Raw genomic sequence first — 14,676 nt, forward strand, 5'->3', positions numbered from 1 at the left:
CAGGAATCAAGACAGGAAACGCGAATTTTGCATAGTACCTTGTTAGACATTGTGATAAACTATTAGTACCTGATAATAAAATGGGAGTGATAACAATTGAAAGCAATTGATTTGTCGAACCGTACATACGTAGTGATGGGTGTCGCGAATAAACGCAGTATTGCTTGGGCGATTGCTCAAGCGCTAGCAGGAGCAGGAGCAAACTTGGTGTTTACTTACGCTGGAGAAAGACTAGAAAAAAATGTCCGTTCTCTTGCTGAAACGCTCGAAGGGGAGCATCTTGTTTTGCCATGCGATATTACGAACGATGAAGAGATTGACAAAGCATTTAACGAAATTAAAGAGAAAGCCGGCGTCATTCACGGACTTGCCCATTGTATTGCATTTGCAAACAAGGAAGAGCTGGAAGGCGAATATTTAAATGTCACACGTGATGGCTACTTGCTCGCTCAAAACGTTAGTGCTTATTCATTGACCGCTGTAGCCAAAGCCGCCCGTCCGTTGATGAGCGAAGGGGGAAGCATTATTACAATGACTTACCTAGGTGGGGAGAAAGTTGTCCGCAATTATAACGTAATGGGTGTAGCCAAAGCCGCATTGGACGCCAGCGTAAAGTATTTAGCAAACGATCTAGGGAAAGACGGCATTCGTGTCAATGCCATTTCGGCTGGACCAATTCGGACATTGGCAGCGAAGGGGATTGGCGGTTTCAATAATGTTCTTAAGGAAATTGAAGAGCGGGCCCCATTGCGGAAAACGACTACCCAAGAAGAAGTAGGCGATGCCGCTCTATTTCTTGCAAGTGATTTAGCACGAGGCATTACCGGAGAAATTCTTCATGTAGACAGTGGCTATAATATTCTTTCACTTGCTTAATATTAAAAAAGCAGCGCTCATCATTGATGCTAGCGCTGCTTTTTTTTATTCATTTTCAATTTATACATAAGGCACAGCACACGTTCATAATCATGTCTATTATGGGCAGAAAGGATTTCGTATCAATGATCTCACCATTTGAATGGATCGTGCTTGCTTTTGCGACTTACCGCTTTACACGTTTGCTCGTATGGGATGATATTACCGCATGGCTTAGGCGCCCGTTTATTAAAGAAACAGAAATGTTAGAAGAAAATGGGGAAAAGGTGTTGTATTTAGAAGGCAAGGGGAGAGGGCTGCGCAAGTGGGTAGGAAGCCTACTATCCTGTTATTGGTGTACAGGTGTTTGGGTTGCACTATTCTTTTATGGTGGATATGTTTTTTTTCCACTGTTATTTTGGCCACTAGCCGTTTTTTTTTCCATTGCTGCTGTGGCAGCAATTTTGGAAACGATGACAAGAAAGTTGGAACAATAGGGGAGTGCCACATAGGCAACGCCCCTTTTTTGTGCATAAAAAGGATAAATGGCCATACATGAAAGAAAGCTTGGCATAAGATGGTTTTGCATTCACTAAAAAATAGTTCTCTTTAAGCGTACAATAGGCTGCCAATCTGTTAGGGCTATAGAAGCAAAATGAACTATTTTCCGCTTAATGGGTAACAACCATCTATCCTTTAATCCCTTTAAAAAGAATAAAGGGAGGAATGGTTTTTTCATCTTTCCATTTTAGGCCGTACTCGTCTTCAACACGTTGAATCGTCTTAGCGGGAACGCTTTGTAGCGTCGGTTGTTGTGTTTCGATTTCAACAAAGCCGTTGTTAACGAGCAATGTTTCATACGTTTTTTCTGGCCAATGGTAATCTTCAATTAGCAATTGGTTTCCTCCCCAACGCAATTCTTTTTGAATGATATCGCCTCGTTTGTAGGTTTTGCCTTTTTCGCCGATACGGCATGTGGAAAAAACATGACCTGTGGAATTAGGATTGGTATCTAGCAGCACAAATGGAGCGCCTGGTTTTAATACACGGTATACTTCTCGCAAAATATGGTTTAGTACTGCTTCATCCCCAATCGTAATGAAAACGAAACAGGAAAAAGCACCGTCAATGGAGTTGTCATCTAAAAAAGCGAGTTTTGGGTCTTTCACTAAACGATAATGCACGTTTTTATGGTCGTGTTTCTTGGAAGCAAGCTGAATCATTTCCGCCGATTGGTCGACGGCAATCACGGTCGCGGAAAACAACTCAGCAAAGCGCGTTGCGATTTTGCCTGGTCCACAGCCAAAGTCAAGAATGGTCTGGCGCTCGTCTTTGTCAAAATGGGTAAAGACAAATTGATATCCTAATAGTTGCTCTAAAATGTCATTATAGGCTTCGTATTTTTCTGCTACTTCCTTTTGAAAGAAAAAATCAGTCATCCCTCTACACCTCCTAGTAAACATAGTTATATGCTTGGAATTAAAAGAGTGTGCCATCGCAGAAGGTGGAAACAGGTAAAAATAAAAGAAAAACCAGGCTAAAAAAAGCCTGATTTAAAAAAGCAGCTATACAAGGGTGAAAGCGATCGCATTCAAAGCAGGGATTCCTTGTGGATGTTCGTCGCCGTATACAAACCCGTTCACTTGCATCGCCACAGAGCTTGTTGCTGCCATAGGCAATTGAATTTCAAAATTAGAAAACATAACCGTTGATAAGGCAGGAATTTCCGCTGCTTTTGGCTTCAGCCAATACTGGCCCGTTTCTTTTGCTTGGGCATCGCCGCTTTCTTCTAAAAAAGACCAGCCATCGCTTTCATTCATTTGGGCAACATGGTCTTTAGGCGCACGGGGGCGGTTGATTTTCCCAGTCAAATTAGCCAATTCCGGTTTATTAAAGGCAAGGCAAATGATAGGAGTGGACAGTGGCGCCGTGCCTTTATTTTCGATAACAAAATGTCCCTTTACAAGCACTGTTTCATCTTCTTCGAAAGTGGAAGGCGCTAGAATGGAATACGAAAAATAAGGGACGATGATCGCTTGCCTCGTAGGATTTTGCTCGTAGTCGTTCGCGCCGCTGTTTTTTTCAGCTTGGAGCGCCAATTCTTCCAGCCGATCGGTCAATCCATCGATAATTCGCTTTTGTTCAAGCAATTTCTTCTCCTGCTGACGAAGCAGCCGTTCATTTTTTACAGTTTCAGAACGATAGTGCAATATTCGTTGCTTTAGTTGAATATGTTCTTTATGAACGTTTGTTTTTTGGTTATAAGACATAGACGCCTCCTTAAAAAGTCGGACATAGAAAACAAGTCTGGTAATACAGACTACGCGGCATCTCGTTATTGTATGTATGGCTGATTGATTTGCGAAGAGAAAATCCGAGCCGTCGTGAAACGGCTCGGTTGCAAAAGGGGAGATTAGGAAGCGGATTTTGAATGGCTTTTGCTTTTTTTGCCAGGAAATAGAGTCGGGCATTGTGGTGGGAATTTCGTTTCTTTGCAAAGAACATCGCTGATAGGAAATTCCAACCGAGGTTTGCAATATGCCGCTTCAATTTCCAGCAAAACGTCAGCTAATACATGGACATCTAGGCAGAAGGAGAAAGAAAGGTCCAGCTGCATATAAGAGCCGTCAAAGATAAGTTCAGCATCACATTGACCTGCTGTGACGAAAGCGCACACTTCAGTGCCTTCTGGCGCGCATAAGTAGAACGTTTCGACTTTTGTAAATTCAAATGGCTCACATGACGTACAAATATGGTTGCCAGCTTCGTCGTATAGGTCTACATCGACGGAGACTTTAATGAGAATCTTCACTTTCTCAAGCGTAACCTCTTCGCCATTTGGCATGCAAACTTCTACTTGCGTTCTGTGATGCGGATCAGTCACTTCCTTCGTATAAATATCGGACTCGATCACCCGGCAGACGGCTTCACATTTCGGGAATTGTTTAATAAACTCTGTAAACGATTCTGCCTCGCTGTCCCTGCATTTAAACAGTTCGGACAAATCACTGCCGGATTTATTTCCTTCATGGTAGCATGCCGTTGGCAAATCGACTTGGCGTGTGACCCAGTCGAACACTTTAGGGACACTAATGCATACATTATGCTTTTCGTGATCTGTGCTCATGCATAAACCTCCTTATGATTTCCTAGCGTGGTTTTCTCTCTTTGTGCCCTAACTAGGTGTTCAGGCTACTGTATAGTATGAATGGCCAGTAAAAATGTGCAGCCTGATATAAATTATTTTCGGGCTCCTATCCGTACCTTCTAGCTATGGCAACATAAGATAGTAAATACGATAAATTGAAAGAGGAGGAAAAAGCGGATGAATCAAAAAAGCAACCAGCCTCAAGCGTTTATCAAAAGAGTAACGAACAAAAAGAGACCGAAAACGGGGTACAAACCAAAGCCTAGCTGCTGTGGCGGTAAGAAAAAAACAAATAAACGGTCATCTTAGACGAGGATTAAAAAGACTCGGGCCTGTACGTTTATTCAATAAATATAAAAGGAAGGCATGCCATCTCTATGAGGCATGCCTGAAGCTGTAGGTAAGCACTTGCAACTTTCGTCGAACAAGTTGGAGTCATATCCTTTTATACGCAATTGCCGCTTCCTTCATTTAAATGGAAGTACCCCGTCAGCAAAGAAATGTTAAGAAAACACGCGTAATTAACTGAAATGGGCGGATTTAGCTGGTAAATGAGCTGATTTTTCCGCGCGTATCACTCACTTAAGACGAGCCAAACTCATATTGTATTAGTGTCCAATAAAAAACGATGAGGAGGTTTATGCATGCAAAACCAATATCAACAATTGATGGAAGTCCTTGTTCGCCAAATTTTAAAAAAGCATAACGTCTCGCCGGCAAAAAATCTGTCAGATGAAGAAAAAGAAAAAATCCGCAACACGGCTTTAGGTTTACAGCAACAAGTGGAAGAGTTTTTGAAAGAAAAACAAACCAGAACAACTGAGGAAACAAAGGACGATAAAGGCAATGACTCGCAGGGGAAAAGCGATCCGTTTAGTGAAATCCTAAAACGGAAAGCGGAAAAGCGGAAAAAAACAGAGTAACAAGGGCCTTAGCTGAAATTAGGCAACTGTATCAGGGACATACGCACAGGCAAAATAGTCGAATGAGCATAGTTTAAATTAGATTCTAAATTGGAGGGGAAATCATGAGTGAAGAATTTACACGGTTTTTAGATAAACCGCGCCATCATTCATCTTCATGCGATAGCTGTTCTTGCCACAGCTGTTCACATGGTGGACACGATTCACACTGTCATTCTGATAAGGATTGTCATTCGGATAAGCACCGTCATTCAGATAAGGATAAAAGAGACGACCATCACAAAAAATGGTCTGCATTAGACCCAGACGCGTGCCATCCAATGGGTTTTGGCGATATAGAGCAAGATGCAGCGCAGGTAAAGAAAGAGATCCAAGTTTCTGAAGAGCTCATTTATATTAAAGATTCTTGCGACGTAGAGGTGGAATCGACCGACACGAAAGCAGCGATTGGTATACAAGTAGCCATCCAAGCTGCCATTGCTTTAATTATCCGCATCTCTTTAGCTGGAAACGACAATGTCGAAGATATTACACAAGAAATTCTTCAGGCCTCAAAGACGAAGCAAATCACTCGCCAAAAGACGATTGTCGACAATTCCAGAAATGTTCAAATCTCAACGACGGATACGCAAGTGGCGGTCAACATTCAAATCCAAATCGCGATTCTCTTGGCTATTATCGTCGAATTGGATATCCTTTAAACCACATGGAAAGCTGTCAAGTTTGGCAGCTTTTTTTTGCATTTCGTTTTGCTGTTTGCCTATTGTGTTTGTCAGCTATTCTTTTTTTGACCGATCTCGATCTAAAAGGTTACGGGAGAACCAGTTTGGCGATATTTCGCTATTTGTTTTAGGTTTGGCAGCACGATGAGATACGTAAAAAGTGGAATCGTTTAATTTATCTTTTTGAGACGTGTGCACCTCTTCTTGCACCTCTTCTGCAGGCTCGGCAGCAGGAACTGCTTCTTTTGGTAGTGGATTGTTATAAGACTTGGCTTTTGCTTCCACCAGTTCTTCTGATAATTTGTGTTTCTCGTTTAGCGCCTGCTCAAGCTGTTCCTGCAGTTGTTTGTTCTCTGCCTGTAATTGGTCGATCATGTTGTAATGATAATCATTTTTATATCGTTTCAGCTCTATTCTCAATTTAGCCGCTTCTGCTTGGGCATGGATTAAACGTTGGTGCAGTTGGGCAGCTGTTAGACGCATTGGAGATCGATTCACTCTCATCAGTCCTTTCAGCTTCATAATCGCTTAGTTTAAATGTATGAAAGCAAAACAAAAACATGAATTGAAATTGGCTGTGGTTGGTGTGGAAAGGGGAAAAGTGGAGAGTGTGCTTGCTTGTTTTTGCATCAACTCCTACTGTTATACGCCTCAATGACAAACGAATTGATGAGTAAACCCACCGAGGTCATGGCATCCATTTCAGGCGTAGTGTGCGAAATGGATGCCTATAAAAGGAATGAGGGAAGAGCAAGATTCGTCCTAGTTTTGGCTGCTGTTCATCAAGCTACGGACAAATCGGGTTGGGTGGGCTCGTTTTCCCCGGTAATGTAAAGGGGCCGAAATCGCCAATTCCTTTTTGGCACGTGTCATCGCCACATACATTAGTCGCCTTTCCTCTTGCAAGGGATCATCATCGCCTTCTCGCCAAGCGTCAAGGGCATAGTCATGGGGGAGGCTGCCTTCGACTGCTCCTACAATGAAGACATGGCTAAATTCAAGCCCTTTTGAACGGTGGATCGTCAATAATTGAATGCTTTTTGGCTGGCGAGTTTGAAGCGATTGGCATTCCTGTTGTTTGGCGATTACATGGTCGATATGGGTCAAAAACGATTCAACGGTTTCAAATTGTGTCGCTGCCACTTTAAGTTGATTAAAATCGTCGCTGCCTTTTTCGAATTTATTCCCTTCCTGACCTTGTTTTTTGATCGTTTCATTAAATCCTAAACGTGCTTCAGCAAAAGCAAGCGCTTCGGATGGATTCATCTTTTGCATGCGGCGGCAATCAGCAGGCAATGTTTTTAGTTTTTTTGCTTGAAAGGCAGGCAACTCTGTTAAAAAAGGGATGGCTTCAAGAAGGCTGCACCGTTCCGTTTTCTGGATGTGTAGCAACTGATCGAGATGCTCTTGCTTTATAAATAAAGCTTTTAACAGTTCTGCCATCACATATGGACTTTCTTCGTTCCTGCCAATCCGCAAAAAGGAGAGCGCACGACGTACAAATGGCCGTTCGTAAAAACAGGCAAATCCTTGTTCAAGCGAGAATGGGAGCGTCGTATCAATCAAACGGTCCACGAGGGCTCTCGCGCTTGTAGACGTGCGGTAAAGCACGGCGATTTCGCTTGGACAAGTGCCCTTTCCAATTAGCCTCTTGATTTCTTCCACAATCATTGTTGCTTCCTCCTCCTCGTTATAGGGGAAGAACAAATAAGGCAATTGATCGGATGTGTGCTGAGCGACGAGCGTTTTTTCTAGTCTCGTCCGATTTTCTGCAATCACTCGGTTAGCACTGGCAATAATCGGGTGTGATGAACGATAATTTTCGACTAAATGAATCTTTTTCGCTTCTGGATAGTGAGCGGCAAAGCTGCGAATAAAACGAGGGTCGCTCCCTCTAAACCGATAAATCGATTGGTCATCATCGCCAACAACGCATATATTGCGCTGGGGCATTGCTAACAATTTGACAATTTCAAATTGAACAGGGTTAATGTCTTGGAATTCATCGATTAACAAGTAAGCAAAACGTTCTTGGTAGCGCTGCAAGAGTTGGCTGTTTTCCTGGAGCAGATATAGGCAGCCGAGCTGCATATCGTCGAAATCAAAACGTCCTGTTTCTCGTAAGGCTTTCTCATAGTGTTCGTAAAGGAGGGCTGTTTTTTCTTCAAACGGATCTGTTGTCTTAACATGTTCAGGAGCGATCATATGGTTTTTCCACCAGCTAATTTGTGTCGCTGCTTGATCATAAGGAAACTCGCTCTCATCTAAATCTAGCGCTCTGCCATGTATTTTTAATAGTTCTTGCCCTGATTTTATTAATTTTGACCCATGCCATTTACTAGGATCAGCATGGGCAAGCATCGTATAGAACAAACTGTGGAATGTGCGAATCAGCAACGACTGGACGAACGTTGGCTCAATCCCTGGGTATTCAGTCATTCGTTCCCGCATTTCTCGGGCTGCTTTTGCGGTAAACGTAACGAGCGCCATCTTGTTAGGATGAATGTTTGCTTCGCTTACCATATAGGCTGCCCGTGCTGTGAGGACACGTGTTTTACCACAACCTGCGCCAGCTAAAAGGAGCAGCGGACCATCGATATGTTTAACAGCTTTCCATTGGGCATCGTTAAGTGTAAGGCCGGCTTTTGTCAGTTGTTCCCGGTAGCCCTCAATGGCCATTTGTTTAGCAGAGGTTGGCTCTGTAAACGGCGCAACGTTTGACAAGACAAGAGGAGATTTCCATTCGGGGGTGTTTTTTAAAACCGCCCTTCTTTGAGGCAAACGAAACCCATGTACGGTTGTAGCTGCTGTTTGTCCTTCTGCTTGCCTTGCTTGTTCAAAAGCTTCTACTTGCTCCCGGCAACGGTTGTCGTCGCTAGGGGGATGGTTAAAGGAAGGCATTTGGTGAATCGAGAAGGACATGGATAAAGGGGCGCCACAGTGAATGCAATGGAGCAGCCCTTTTTTACTAAGCCGGTAAAATGTATGCCATTTCCCCCGATCAAGTTCTGGCAAATACAAAGGTTCGTTTAAATAAAGTGCCGTGTTCATACTAACTCCTTTCGGGTGCAACCGTTATCGTATCAAAAGGAACAGTAGTCACGCAATTGATTGATTATTCGTTTAGAGAAAAGCTCATAACAAAATACTACATGAAAAAATTAAAAAGATGCAGGGATTTGCTGATATGTAGCGAAAAAACTAGAAAACCGCAAAGGAGGTTACAAATGGCTGACATTGAAGCAAAAAGCACGGCCATCCTTTATGACGCTTTTCAGTCTGAAGCGAGCGACATTCATTTACTCCCTACTTCCAAAGGGTACCTAGTTCATTACCGGGCACTTGGCGAAATTTACGCTGGGGAAACGTTAAAAGCTGAGGACGGCTTCAGAATCGTAAGCTATTTTAAGTACGCTTGCGGTATGGATATCGGCGAACGAAGAAAACCACAAAGCAAAGCGATCTCCTACGATTGGCAAGGCAATGGTTACACACTTCGCTTCTCGACATTGCCTGCTAAACCAAGTGAAAGTTTGGCTATACGCATTTCCCCACGCACGACTCCTTATACACTCCAATCTCTTTCCTTATTTGCTTCTGATACGCGAAAGTTCACGCAGCTTGCCCATTGCCAGAATGGTCTTGTCCTCTTCACAGGGGCGACAGGGTCGGGCAAAACGACGAGCGTTTATGCATTGCTTGATTACGTGCAGCAATCGAGCACAAAAATGATTGTAACAATTGAAGACCCGATTGAAAGGCCGATTGATGGCATGGTTCAAATTGAAACAAATGAAAAAGCAGGCATCACTTTTGCAACAGCTTTAAAAGCCGTGTTGCGCCACGACCCTGACGTAATTGTCATTGGGGAAATCCGTGATCGCAACACAGCGGAACTTGCTTTGCAGGCGGCGACAACGGGCCATCTTGTAATTGCCAGCTTACACGCTGCGAGTGCTTCCCTTGCCTTTGCCCGTCTAACGGAGTTAGGCGTGAATGTACGCGTTGAATGCGTCCGTGCAGTCATTCACCAAAAATTAGCGAAAATCGTAAGCAAAAACAAACGGGTGGCATTTTTTGAATGGTTGCGAAAGGATTCGCTATCAAAAGAAGGTGACGTTCATGACATATCAGGTGAGACAGAAGCGCTTAGAGCGATTCGCAAAGCGTGGGCAATTGGAGCGATTGATCGGCACACATTTAACTTGCTAACAGACAAAGGGATGACGGAGGTGGAAAGTGGGTACCGTTAGCGAAAAGCAAAAAGCGGAACAAGTGCAATTTTTGAAGCGTCTCGGTGAATTGTTGAATAGAGGGTACGAAATGGACCAAGCATTGTCGTTCTTGGCTGTCCACGCCTCAAGGGAGTTGCAGGTGAAAATTACAGGTGTAAAAAAAGATTTGAGAGAAGGGAAGACATTGTGGCAAAGCATCGAGCCATTCTCCTTACCTGGAGAAGCACAATCATTTGTCTATTTCTTTGAAGAGCAAGGTGAGCTTGCAGTAGGGCTTGTGTCTGCTGCTCAGTTGGCTGAAAAAAGAGCTTATACGAAAAAACAGCTGCAAAAGCTACTGCGTTACCCTATTTTCTTACTTTGGGGCGCTGCTGTTGTTCTGATCGTATTAAACCAATTTGTTGTTCCACACTTTAAATCGTTGTATGCGACAATGCAATCATCGCCTCCATGGCTAACACAGTTATTTTTCCAGTTCCTTACTTATATCCCCTATATGCTAATGGGACTTGCTATTGTTGGGTTTATAGCGAGTATGCTCATATGGAAGCAGTACAAAAAACGCTCTCCACACGACCAAATAGCGCTCTTTCTAAAAATAAAGCCAATAAAAGCAACTGCCCAACAAGCGATTTCCTATTATTTCTCTTTGCAACTAGGAAGGCTCCTCGAAACGGGAATGTCGTTGCAACAAGCGCTATACGTATTTGAAGGACAAGATTATTTGCGTTTTTTTAAAGAAGAAGCGCGGTGGATGAACGATGAGCTAGAAAGAGGGGAGTCATTTATTGCTTACATTAAGCAAAAGCCTTATTATTTAGATGAACTAGCTGCTGTGGTCGAAAACGGCATGCGTACCGGCACAATAGCTAGTGATTTGCAGCAATACAGTGAATGGCTTTATCAAGAAATGGATGATCGCTTGCAAAAAGGCGTTGTTTGGTTGCAGCCGGTATTGCTATTGGCCATTGGCGCGTTTGTATTTGGTCTGTTTTTAGTAGTCATGTTGCCGATGTTTGAAATGATCGGTTCGCTTGAGTAAGACTTGACCTATCCCTATCAGAATCGGTAATATAGAAAAAGAACGAGCAAAAAAACGATTTGGAAAAACTTTTTTTAAAAAAGTCCTTGCGCAATATTTGCTCCTATGGTATATTATTAAATGTCGCTGAGGTGATAGATAAGCGGCATTACATAATCTTTCATTTTCGGGGCCTTAGCTCAGCTGGGAGAGCGCCTGCTTTGCACGCAGGAGGTCAGCGGTTCGATCCCGCTAGGCTCCACTTTTACGGAGGAATACCCAAGTCCGGCTGAAGGGATCGGTCTTGAAAACCGACAGGCGGGTCACACCGCGCGGGGGTTCGAATCCCTCTTCCTCCGCCATTTATTTGATTTATCCTTAACGACGCGGGGTGGAGCAACGAACGAAGTGAGTTGTCTCGACGCAACCAAGCATCCCCGAATAAGCTAGCAGAGGAAGAGACAGTCATCCTCTTTCAAACAATAGCACAGCAAATCCTATATTCATTAGTAACGGCGCGGGGTGGAGCAACGAACGAAGTGAGTTGTCTCGACGCATCAAACATCCCTGAATAAGCAAGCAGAGGAAGAGACAGTCATCCTCTTTCAAACAATAGCACAACAAATCCTATATTCATTAGTAACGACGCGGGGTGGAGCAACGAACGAAGTGAGTTGTCTCGACGCAACCAAGCATCCCGAATAAGCAAGCAGAGGAAGAGACAGTCATCCTCTTTCAAACAATAGCACAGCAAATCCTATATTCATTAGTAACGACGCGGGGTGGAGCAACGAACGAAGTGAGTTGTCTCGACGCAACCAAGCATCCCGAATAAGCTATCAGAGGAAGAGACAGTCATCCTCTTTCAAACAATAGCACAGCAAATCCTATATTCATTAGTAACGACGCGGGGTGGAGCAGTCTGGTAGCTCGTCGGGCTCATAACCCGAAGGTCGGCGGTTCAAATCCGTCCCCCGCAACCAAATAATGGGCTATAGCCAAGCGGTAAGGCAACGGATTTTGATTCCGTGATTCCCTGGTTCGAATCCAGGTAGCCCAGCCATATGCGGAAGTAGTTCAGTGGTAGAACATCACCTTGCCAAGGTGGGGGTCGCGGGTTCGAATCCCGTCTTCCGCTTTTTTTATTTGAAATAAAGCAATGATATGCGGGTGTAGTTTAGTGGTAAAACCTCAGCCACGAGCAGAGACATCCGTGAGAAACTTCGAGTTGCCTCGACGCAAAAACATCGTTGAGTAAGCGAGCAGAGGAAGAGGCATGTTGTTCGGTGCTCAGAAAATGAGGAAAGTCATTATTAATATGCGGGTGTAGTTTAGTGGTAAAACCTCAGCCACGAGCGAAACATCCATGAGTAAACTCCGAGTTGCCTCGACGCATTCACATCGCTTGAATAAGCGAGCAGAGGAAGAGGCATGTTGTTCGGTGCTCCAAAAATGAGGATAGTAGTTATTAATATATGCGGGTGTAGTTTAGTGGTAAAACCTCAGCCTTCCAAGCTGATGATGTGAGTTCGATTCTCATCACCCGCTTTTCCTGTTTAGTAAGGGCCTGTAGCTCAGCTGGTTAGAGCGCACGCCTGATAAGCGTGAGGTCGGTGGTTCAAGTCCACTCAGGCCCATCACCTTACGGAAATGGGTTGGGCGCTTTGAATAGGAGAAGTACCCAAGTGGCTGAAGGGGCTCCCCTGCTAAGGGAGTAGGTCGTGTAAGCGGCGCGAGGGTTCAAATCCCTCCTTCTCCGCCATTTATGCTACAACTGAGCTTTGACATGCGGGTGTGGCGGAATTGGCAGACGCGCTAGAATCAGGCTCTAGTGTCTTAACGGACGTGGGGGTTCAAGTCCCTTCACCCGCATTTCAAAAGCTCCTTAGGCAACTGCTTAAGGAGTTTTTTTGTGTTTGGTATGTTGGCACTCAGGGACGGGATCAACGCCACCTGGATGAAAAGGATGGCATTTTAAAATGCGTTTTATGGCAAGGTAGCTCCCTTTAATGGCCCCGTGTGTTTCGATTGCTTCAATTCCATAGGCAGAGCAAGTTGGATAGAAGCGGCAGGATGGTGGGGTAAGCGGTGAAATAAACCGTTGGTAAAGACGGATGATTTGAATGAGGAGCTTGCGCATTTGTAACTTCCTTTCATTCTATATGCTTAAAGTATAGCAAAAATTAGCGAGCAGAAACAGCCATTGGCAGAGGTCAAAAATTTAGTCGTTTCGTGATGCAGGATTTTTGCTTCATGTGTCTAATTGTATCGATAACTGGAAGCGAAAGGAGGGGCGCGTTTATTGGCAAATTCCTAATAGAGAGGTGTGAGTGATGATCAAACGGCTTAAAGATGAAAAAGGGTTTACGCTGATTGAAATGCTTGTTGTGTTGATGATTATATCTGTGCTCCTTTTAATTGCCTTACCGAATATGACAAAAAATACTGACTTGGCTGGCGACAAAAGTTGCGATGCTACACGAAAACTCGTCCAGACACAAGTGTCCGCTTATGAAGTCGAACATGGGCAATTGCCTCGCTCCCTTGATACTCTTGTTCAAGAAGGGTACGTTGACCAAGTAACTTGTGCTTCAGGAAAAACACTCCGCTTAGATGGAAAAAATGTTATCATCGTTTCGGGCTGATGATGGCTTTACGTTTATTGAATTACTCCTCACCATATTGCTTTTGTCTGTATTGCTTCTCCTTCCTACGTTTTCTATATCCAAAAACCAACCGATTAATGAAGAAAAAGCAGCCATTGCCAAACTCCGGGAAGACCTTGTTCTCGCTCAACATATTGCGATGACAGAAGGAAAAAAGGTAACGGTATCATTTGAAGAAGACCGGTTAGTGGTGTTTGCTGATAAAAAAGAGCATAGCTCGTTCCGCTATCCACTCGTACTCGACATGGAAACGGTGACTATGTCTATTAACGACGTCGTTTTTTTGGAAAACGGCCATCCGCAAAGATCGGGTTCTTGGAATGTATCGACTTCACATATTACAGCTAGATTCAGCGTTCAGATCGGAAAGGGGCGTGTGTCTTATCGGGAATTGTAAGGGCTTTGTGTTAATGGAAGCGTTAATTGGCTTAGGCTTACTGGCTACAGCCACTGCGTTTCTGGTGCCACTGTACGCGTGGGTCTATGACGCGCGAATAGATTTAGCTAATGAGATGACGATGCTTGTTGCTCTTGAGGAAAAGCGCCATGATTACTATTTCCAAGAGGGCAGCCAAGACTGGCAAGTTACGGCCTATGACAATATTTTGGCGTATTGTGAGGAAAGTGTGGTGAAGGCAAACGGCCAGCTTTGTGTATACGCGCTTAAAAAATGAGGGCGGTTTTACAATAATCGAGCATTTGATTGGCTTGCTTGTGCTATCAGTTGTGGTATTCTGCTTGCCATCGCTATTGCAGCTAGCTGGTTACAGCGATCCTGGTGAACCGTTTGACGCGCAGCCTTTTTTAAACCATGTAGCTAAAGAAGCAAAAGAAGCTGAACTCATCACTTGGAAGGACGACGCCTTATTGATTTATAAGGATGGTTCGGCTGTTAGTTATGAATGGCGGCCCCAAAAACGGATCCAACGTTTTCGAGACGGCAAGGGAGTGGTCATAATGGCAGAAGCAGTTGAACGATTTGGCTGCGAGAAAACGGGTTATGGCTTAAGCTGTTCGATTACTTTTGAAAATGGGAAAACGACTACACGTTCGTTTTGGACGGCAAAGGATGTGGCTTTCTATTTTCATAAAAAATGAACGAGGCG

General features: G+C 44.0%; 15 protein-coding genes, 9 tRNA genes and 1 pseudogene. 19 read left to right on the forward strand and 6 right to left on the reverse strand.

Features of this window, described 5'->3' with window-relative positions:
- Positions 1 to 96 precede the first annotated feature (96 nt).
- Together fabI and BC8716_RS15085 are read left to right on the forward strand one after the other, a co-directional pair.
- Positions 97 to 876: an enoyl-ACP reductase FabI gene (gene fabI / locus BC8716_RS15080; protein WP_094426977.1), complete on the forward strand. Its 780-nt coding sequence runs from the start codon at positions 97 to 99 to the stop codon at positions 874 to 876.
- Between the two features lie 125 nt (positions 877 to 1,001).
- Complete coding sequence (locus BC8716_RS15085; protein WP_094426979.1) at positions 1,002 to 1,352, forward strand: DUF1360 domain-containing protein; 351 nt, start codon at positions 1,002 to 1,004, stop codon at positions 1,350 to 1,352.
- Between the two features lie 192 nt (positions 1,353 to 1,544).
- Here BC8716_RS15085 and BC8716_RS15090 read toward each other — a convergent pair whose 3' ends face one another.
- The 3 genes from BC8716_RS15090 to BC8716_RS15100 form a co-directional block, all read right to left on the reverse strand.
- Complete coding sequence (locus BC8716_RS15090; protein ID WP_157730457.1) at positions 1,545 to 2,294, reverse strand: class I SAM-dependent methyltransferase; 750 nt, start codon at positions 2,292 to 2,294, stop codon at positions 1,545 to 1,547.
- A 126-nt stretch (positions 2,295 to 2,420) separates the two neighbouring features.
- Positions 2,421 to 3,125: a hypothetical protein gene (locus BC8716_RS15095; protein WP_094426983.1), complete on the reverse strand. Its 705-nt coding sequence runs from the start codon at positions 3,123 to 3,125 to the stop codon at positions 2,421 to 2,423.
- Between the two features lie 143 nt (positions 3,126 to 3,268).
- Positions 3,269 to 3,982, reverse strand: a complete 714-nt coding sequence (locus BC8716_RS15100) for a BMQ_0737 family morphogenetic spore coat protein (RefSeq protein ID WP_094426985.1) — start codon at positions 3,980 to 3,982, stop codon at positions 3,269 to 3,271.
- 665 nt (positions 3,983 to 4,647) lie between these two features.
- Between BC8716_RS15100 and BC8716_RS15105 the strand changes: the two genes are divergently transcribed.
- Positions 4,648 to 4,926 (forward strand): hypothetical protein, encoded by a 279-nt coding sequence (locus BC8716_RS15105; protein ID WP_094426988.1) that lies wholly within the window; start codon positions 4,648 to 4,650, stop codon positions 4,924 to 4,926.
- A gap of 254 nt (positions 4,927 to 5,180) precedes the next feature.
- Positions 5,181 to 5,627, forward strand: a pseudogene (locus BC8716_RS15110) (spore coat protein); the annotation flags it as partial.
- 75 nt (positions 5,628 to 5,702) lie between these two features.
- Here the strand turns inward: BC8716_RS15110 and BC8716_RS15115 are convergent.
- A complete protein-coding gene (locus BC8716_RS15115) occupies positions 5,703 to 6,146 on the reverse strand; it encodes an efflux RND transporter periplasmic adaptor subunit (protein WP_157730458.1) in 444 nt (147 codons plus the stop codon).
- Between the two features lie 264 nt (positions 6,147 to 6,410).
- Positions 6,411 to 8,699: an ATP-dependent helicase gene (locus tag BC8716_RS15120; RefSeq protein WP_257392260.1), complete on the reverse strand. Its 2,289-nt coding sequence runs from the start codon at positions 8,697 to 8,699 to the stop codon at positions 6,411 to 6,413.
- Positions 8,700 to 8,875: 176 nt separating this feature from the next.
- Here BC8716_RS15120 and BC8716_RS15125 point away from each other — a divergent pair, with 176 nt between their 5' ends.
- The 11 genes from BC8716_RS15125 to BC8716_RS15175 all read left to right on the forward strand — a co-directional run bounded on the left by BC8716_RS15125 (position 8,876) and on the right by BC8716_RS15175 (position 12,776).
- Complete coding sequence (locus BC8716_RS15125; RefSeq protein ID WP_157730459.1) at positions 8,876 to 9,901, forward strand: ATPase, T2SS/T4P/T4SS family; 1,026 nt, start codon at positions 8,876 to 8,878, stop codon at positions 9,899 to 9,901.
- Positions 9,888 to 10,925 carry a competence type IV pilus assembly protein ComGB gene (gene comGB, locus BC8716_RS15130; RefSeq protein ID WP_094426998.1) on the forward strand — a complete coding sequence of 346 codons (1,038 nt, stop codon included), beginning with the start codon at positions 9,888 to 9,890 and terminating at the stop codon, positions 10,923 to 10,925. Before BC8716_RS15125 ends, comGB begins: the two co-directional genes overlap by 14 nt.
- A 168-nt stretch (positions 10,926 to 11,093) precedes the next feature.
- Positions 11,094 to 11,166, forward strand: a tRNA-Ala gene (locus tag BC8716_RS15135).
- A gap of 7 nt (positions 11,167 to 11,173) precedes the next feature.
- A tRNA-Ser gene (locus BC8716_RS15140) sits at positions 11,174 to 11,266 on the forward strand.
- A 544-nt stretch (positions 11,267 to 11,810) separates the two neighbouring features.
- Positions 11,811 to 11,887, forward strand: a tRNA-Met gene (locus tag BC8716_RS15145).
- Positions 11,888 to 11,892: 5 nt separating this feature from the next.
- Positions 11,893 to 11,967, forward strand: a tRNA-Gln gene (locus BC8716_RS15150).
- Positions 11,968 to 11,970: 3 nt separating this feature from the next.
- Positions 11,971 to 12,042 (forward strand) — tRNA-Gly (locus BC8716_RS15155).
- A 339-nt stretch (positions 12,043 to 12,381) separates the two neighbouring features.
- Positions 12,382 to 12,452, forward strand: a tRNA-Gly gene (locus tag BC8716_RS15160).
- A gap of 15 nt (positions 12,453 to 12,467) precedes the next feature.
- Positions 12,468 to 12,541 (forward strand) — tRNA-Ile (locus BC8716_RS15165).
- Positions 12,542 to 12,575: 34 nt separating this feature from the next.
- Positions 12,576 to 12,666: transfer RNA gene (locus BC8716_RS15170), tRNA-Ser, on the forward strand.
- 26 nt (positions 12,667 to 12,692) lie between these two features.
- A tRNA-Leu gene (locus BC8716_RS15175) sits at positions 12,693 to 12,776 on the forward strand.
- A 25-nt stretch (positions 12,777 to 12,801) separates the two neighbouring features.
- Here the strand turns inward: BC8716_RS15175 and yidD are convergent.
- On the reverse strand, positions 12,802 to 13,044 hold the full coding sequence (gene yidD / locus BC8716_RS15180; RefSeq protein ID WP_011247349.1) for a membrane protein insertion efficiency factor YidD: 243 nt from the start codon (positions 13,042 to 13,044) through the stop codon (positions 12,802 to 12,804).
- A 193-nt stretch (positions 13,045 to 13,237) separates the two neighbouring features.
- Between yidD and comGC the strand changes: the two genes are divergently transcribed.
- From comGC to BC8716_RS15200, 4 genes are read left to right on the forward strand one after another with little or no spacing between them, the layout of a single operon-like run.
- Positions 13,238 to 13,549: a competence type IV pilus major pilin ComGC gene (comGC, locus tag BC8716_RS15185; RefSeq protein ID WP_094427000.1), complete on the forward strand. Its 312-nt coding sequence runs from the start codon at positions 13,238 to 13,240 to the stop codon at positions 13,547 to 13,549.
- Positions 13,527 to 13,967, forward strand: a complete 441-nt coding sequence (comGD, locus tag BC8716_RS15190; RefSeq protein WP_157730460.1) for a competence type IV pilus minor pilin ComGD — start codon at positions 13,527 to 13,529, stop codon at positions 13,965 to 13,967. Before comGC ends, comGD begins: the two co-directional genes overlap by 23 nt.
- Before the next feature lie 13 nt (positions 13,968 to 13,980).
- Complete coding sequence (locus tag BC8716_RS15195) at positions 13,981 to 14,244, forward strand: hypothetical protein (RefSeq protein WP_094427004.1); 264 nt, start codon at positions 13,981 to 13,983, stop codon at positions 14,242 to 14,244.
- Complete coding sequence (locus tag BC8716_RS15200) at positions 14,222 to 14,668, forward strand: competence type IV pilus minor pilin ComGF (RefSeq protein ID WP_094427006.1); 447 nt, start codon at positions 14,222 to 14,224, stop codon at positions 14,666 to 14,668. Before BC8716_RS15195 ends, BC8716_RS15200 begins: the two co-directional genes overlap by 23 nt.
- Positions 14,669 to 14,676 lie beyond the last annotated feature (8 nt).

Source organism: Shouchella clausii (genome assembly GCF_002250115.1).
Taxonomy (GTDB): Bacteria; Bacillota; Bacilli; order Bacillales; family Bacillaceae_D; genus Shouchella; species Shouchella clausii.

Excerpts from the sequence above, each read along its gene's own strand:
- BC8716_RS15090 (WP_157730457.1), bottom strand. The coding sequence starts at position 2,294 with ATGACTGATTTTTTCTTTCAAAAGGAAGTAGCAGAAAAATACGAAGCC.
- comGC (WP_094427000.1), top strand. The coding sequence starts at position 13,238 with ATGATCAAACGGCTTAAAGATGAAAAAGGGTTTACGCTGATTGAAATG.
- BC8716_RS15105 (WP_094426988.1), top strand. The coding sequence starts at position 4,648 with ATGCAAAACCAATATCAACAATTGATGGAAGTCCTTGTTCGCCAAATT.
- yidD (WP_011247349.1), bottom strand. The coding sequence starts at position 13,044 with ATGCGCAAGCTCCTCATTCAAATCATCCGTCTTTACCAACGGTTTATT.
- BC8716_RS15195 (WP_094427004.1), top strand. The coding sequence starts at position 13,981 with ATGGAAGCGTTAATTGGCTTAGGCTTACTGGCTACAGCCACTGCGTTT.
- BC8716_RS15120 (WP_257392260.1), bottom strand. The coding sequence starts at position 8,699 with ATGAACACGGCACTTTATTTAAACGAACCTTTGTATTTGCCAGAACTT.
- BC8716_RS15085 (WP_094426979.1), top strand. The coding sequence starts at position 1,002 with ATGATCTCACCATTTGAATGGATCGTGCTTGCTTTTGCGACTTACCGC.
- BC8716_RS15100 (WP_094426985.1), bottom strand. The coding sequence starts at position 3,982 with ATGAGCACAGATCACGAAAAGCATAATGTATGCATTAGTGTCCCTAAA.
- BC8716_RS15095 (WP_094426983.1), bottom strand. The coding sequence starts at position 3,125 with ATGTCTTATAACCAAAAAACAAACGTTCATAAAGAACATATTCAACTA.
- comGD (WP_157730460.1), top strand. The coding sequence starts at position 13,527 with ATGTTATCATCGTTTCGGGCTGATGATGGCTTTACGTTTATTGAATTA.
- BC8716_RS15125 (WP_157730459.1), top strand. The coding sequence starts at position 8,876 with ATGGCTGACATTGAAGCAAAAAGCACGGCCATCCTTTATGACGCTTTT.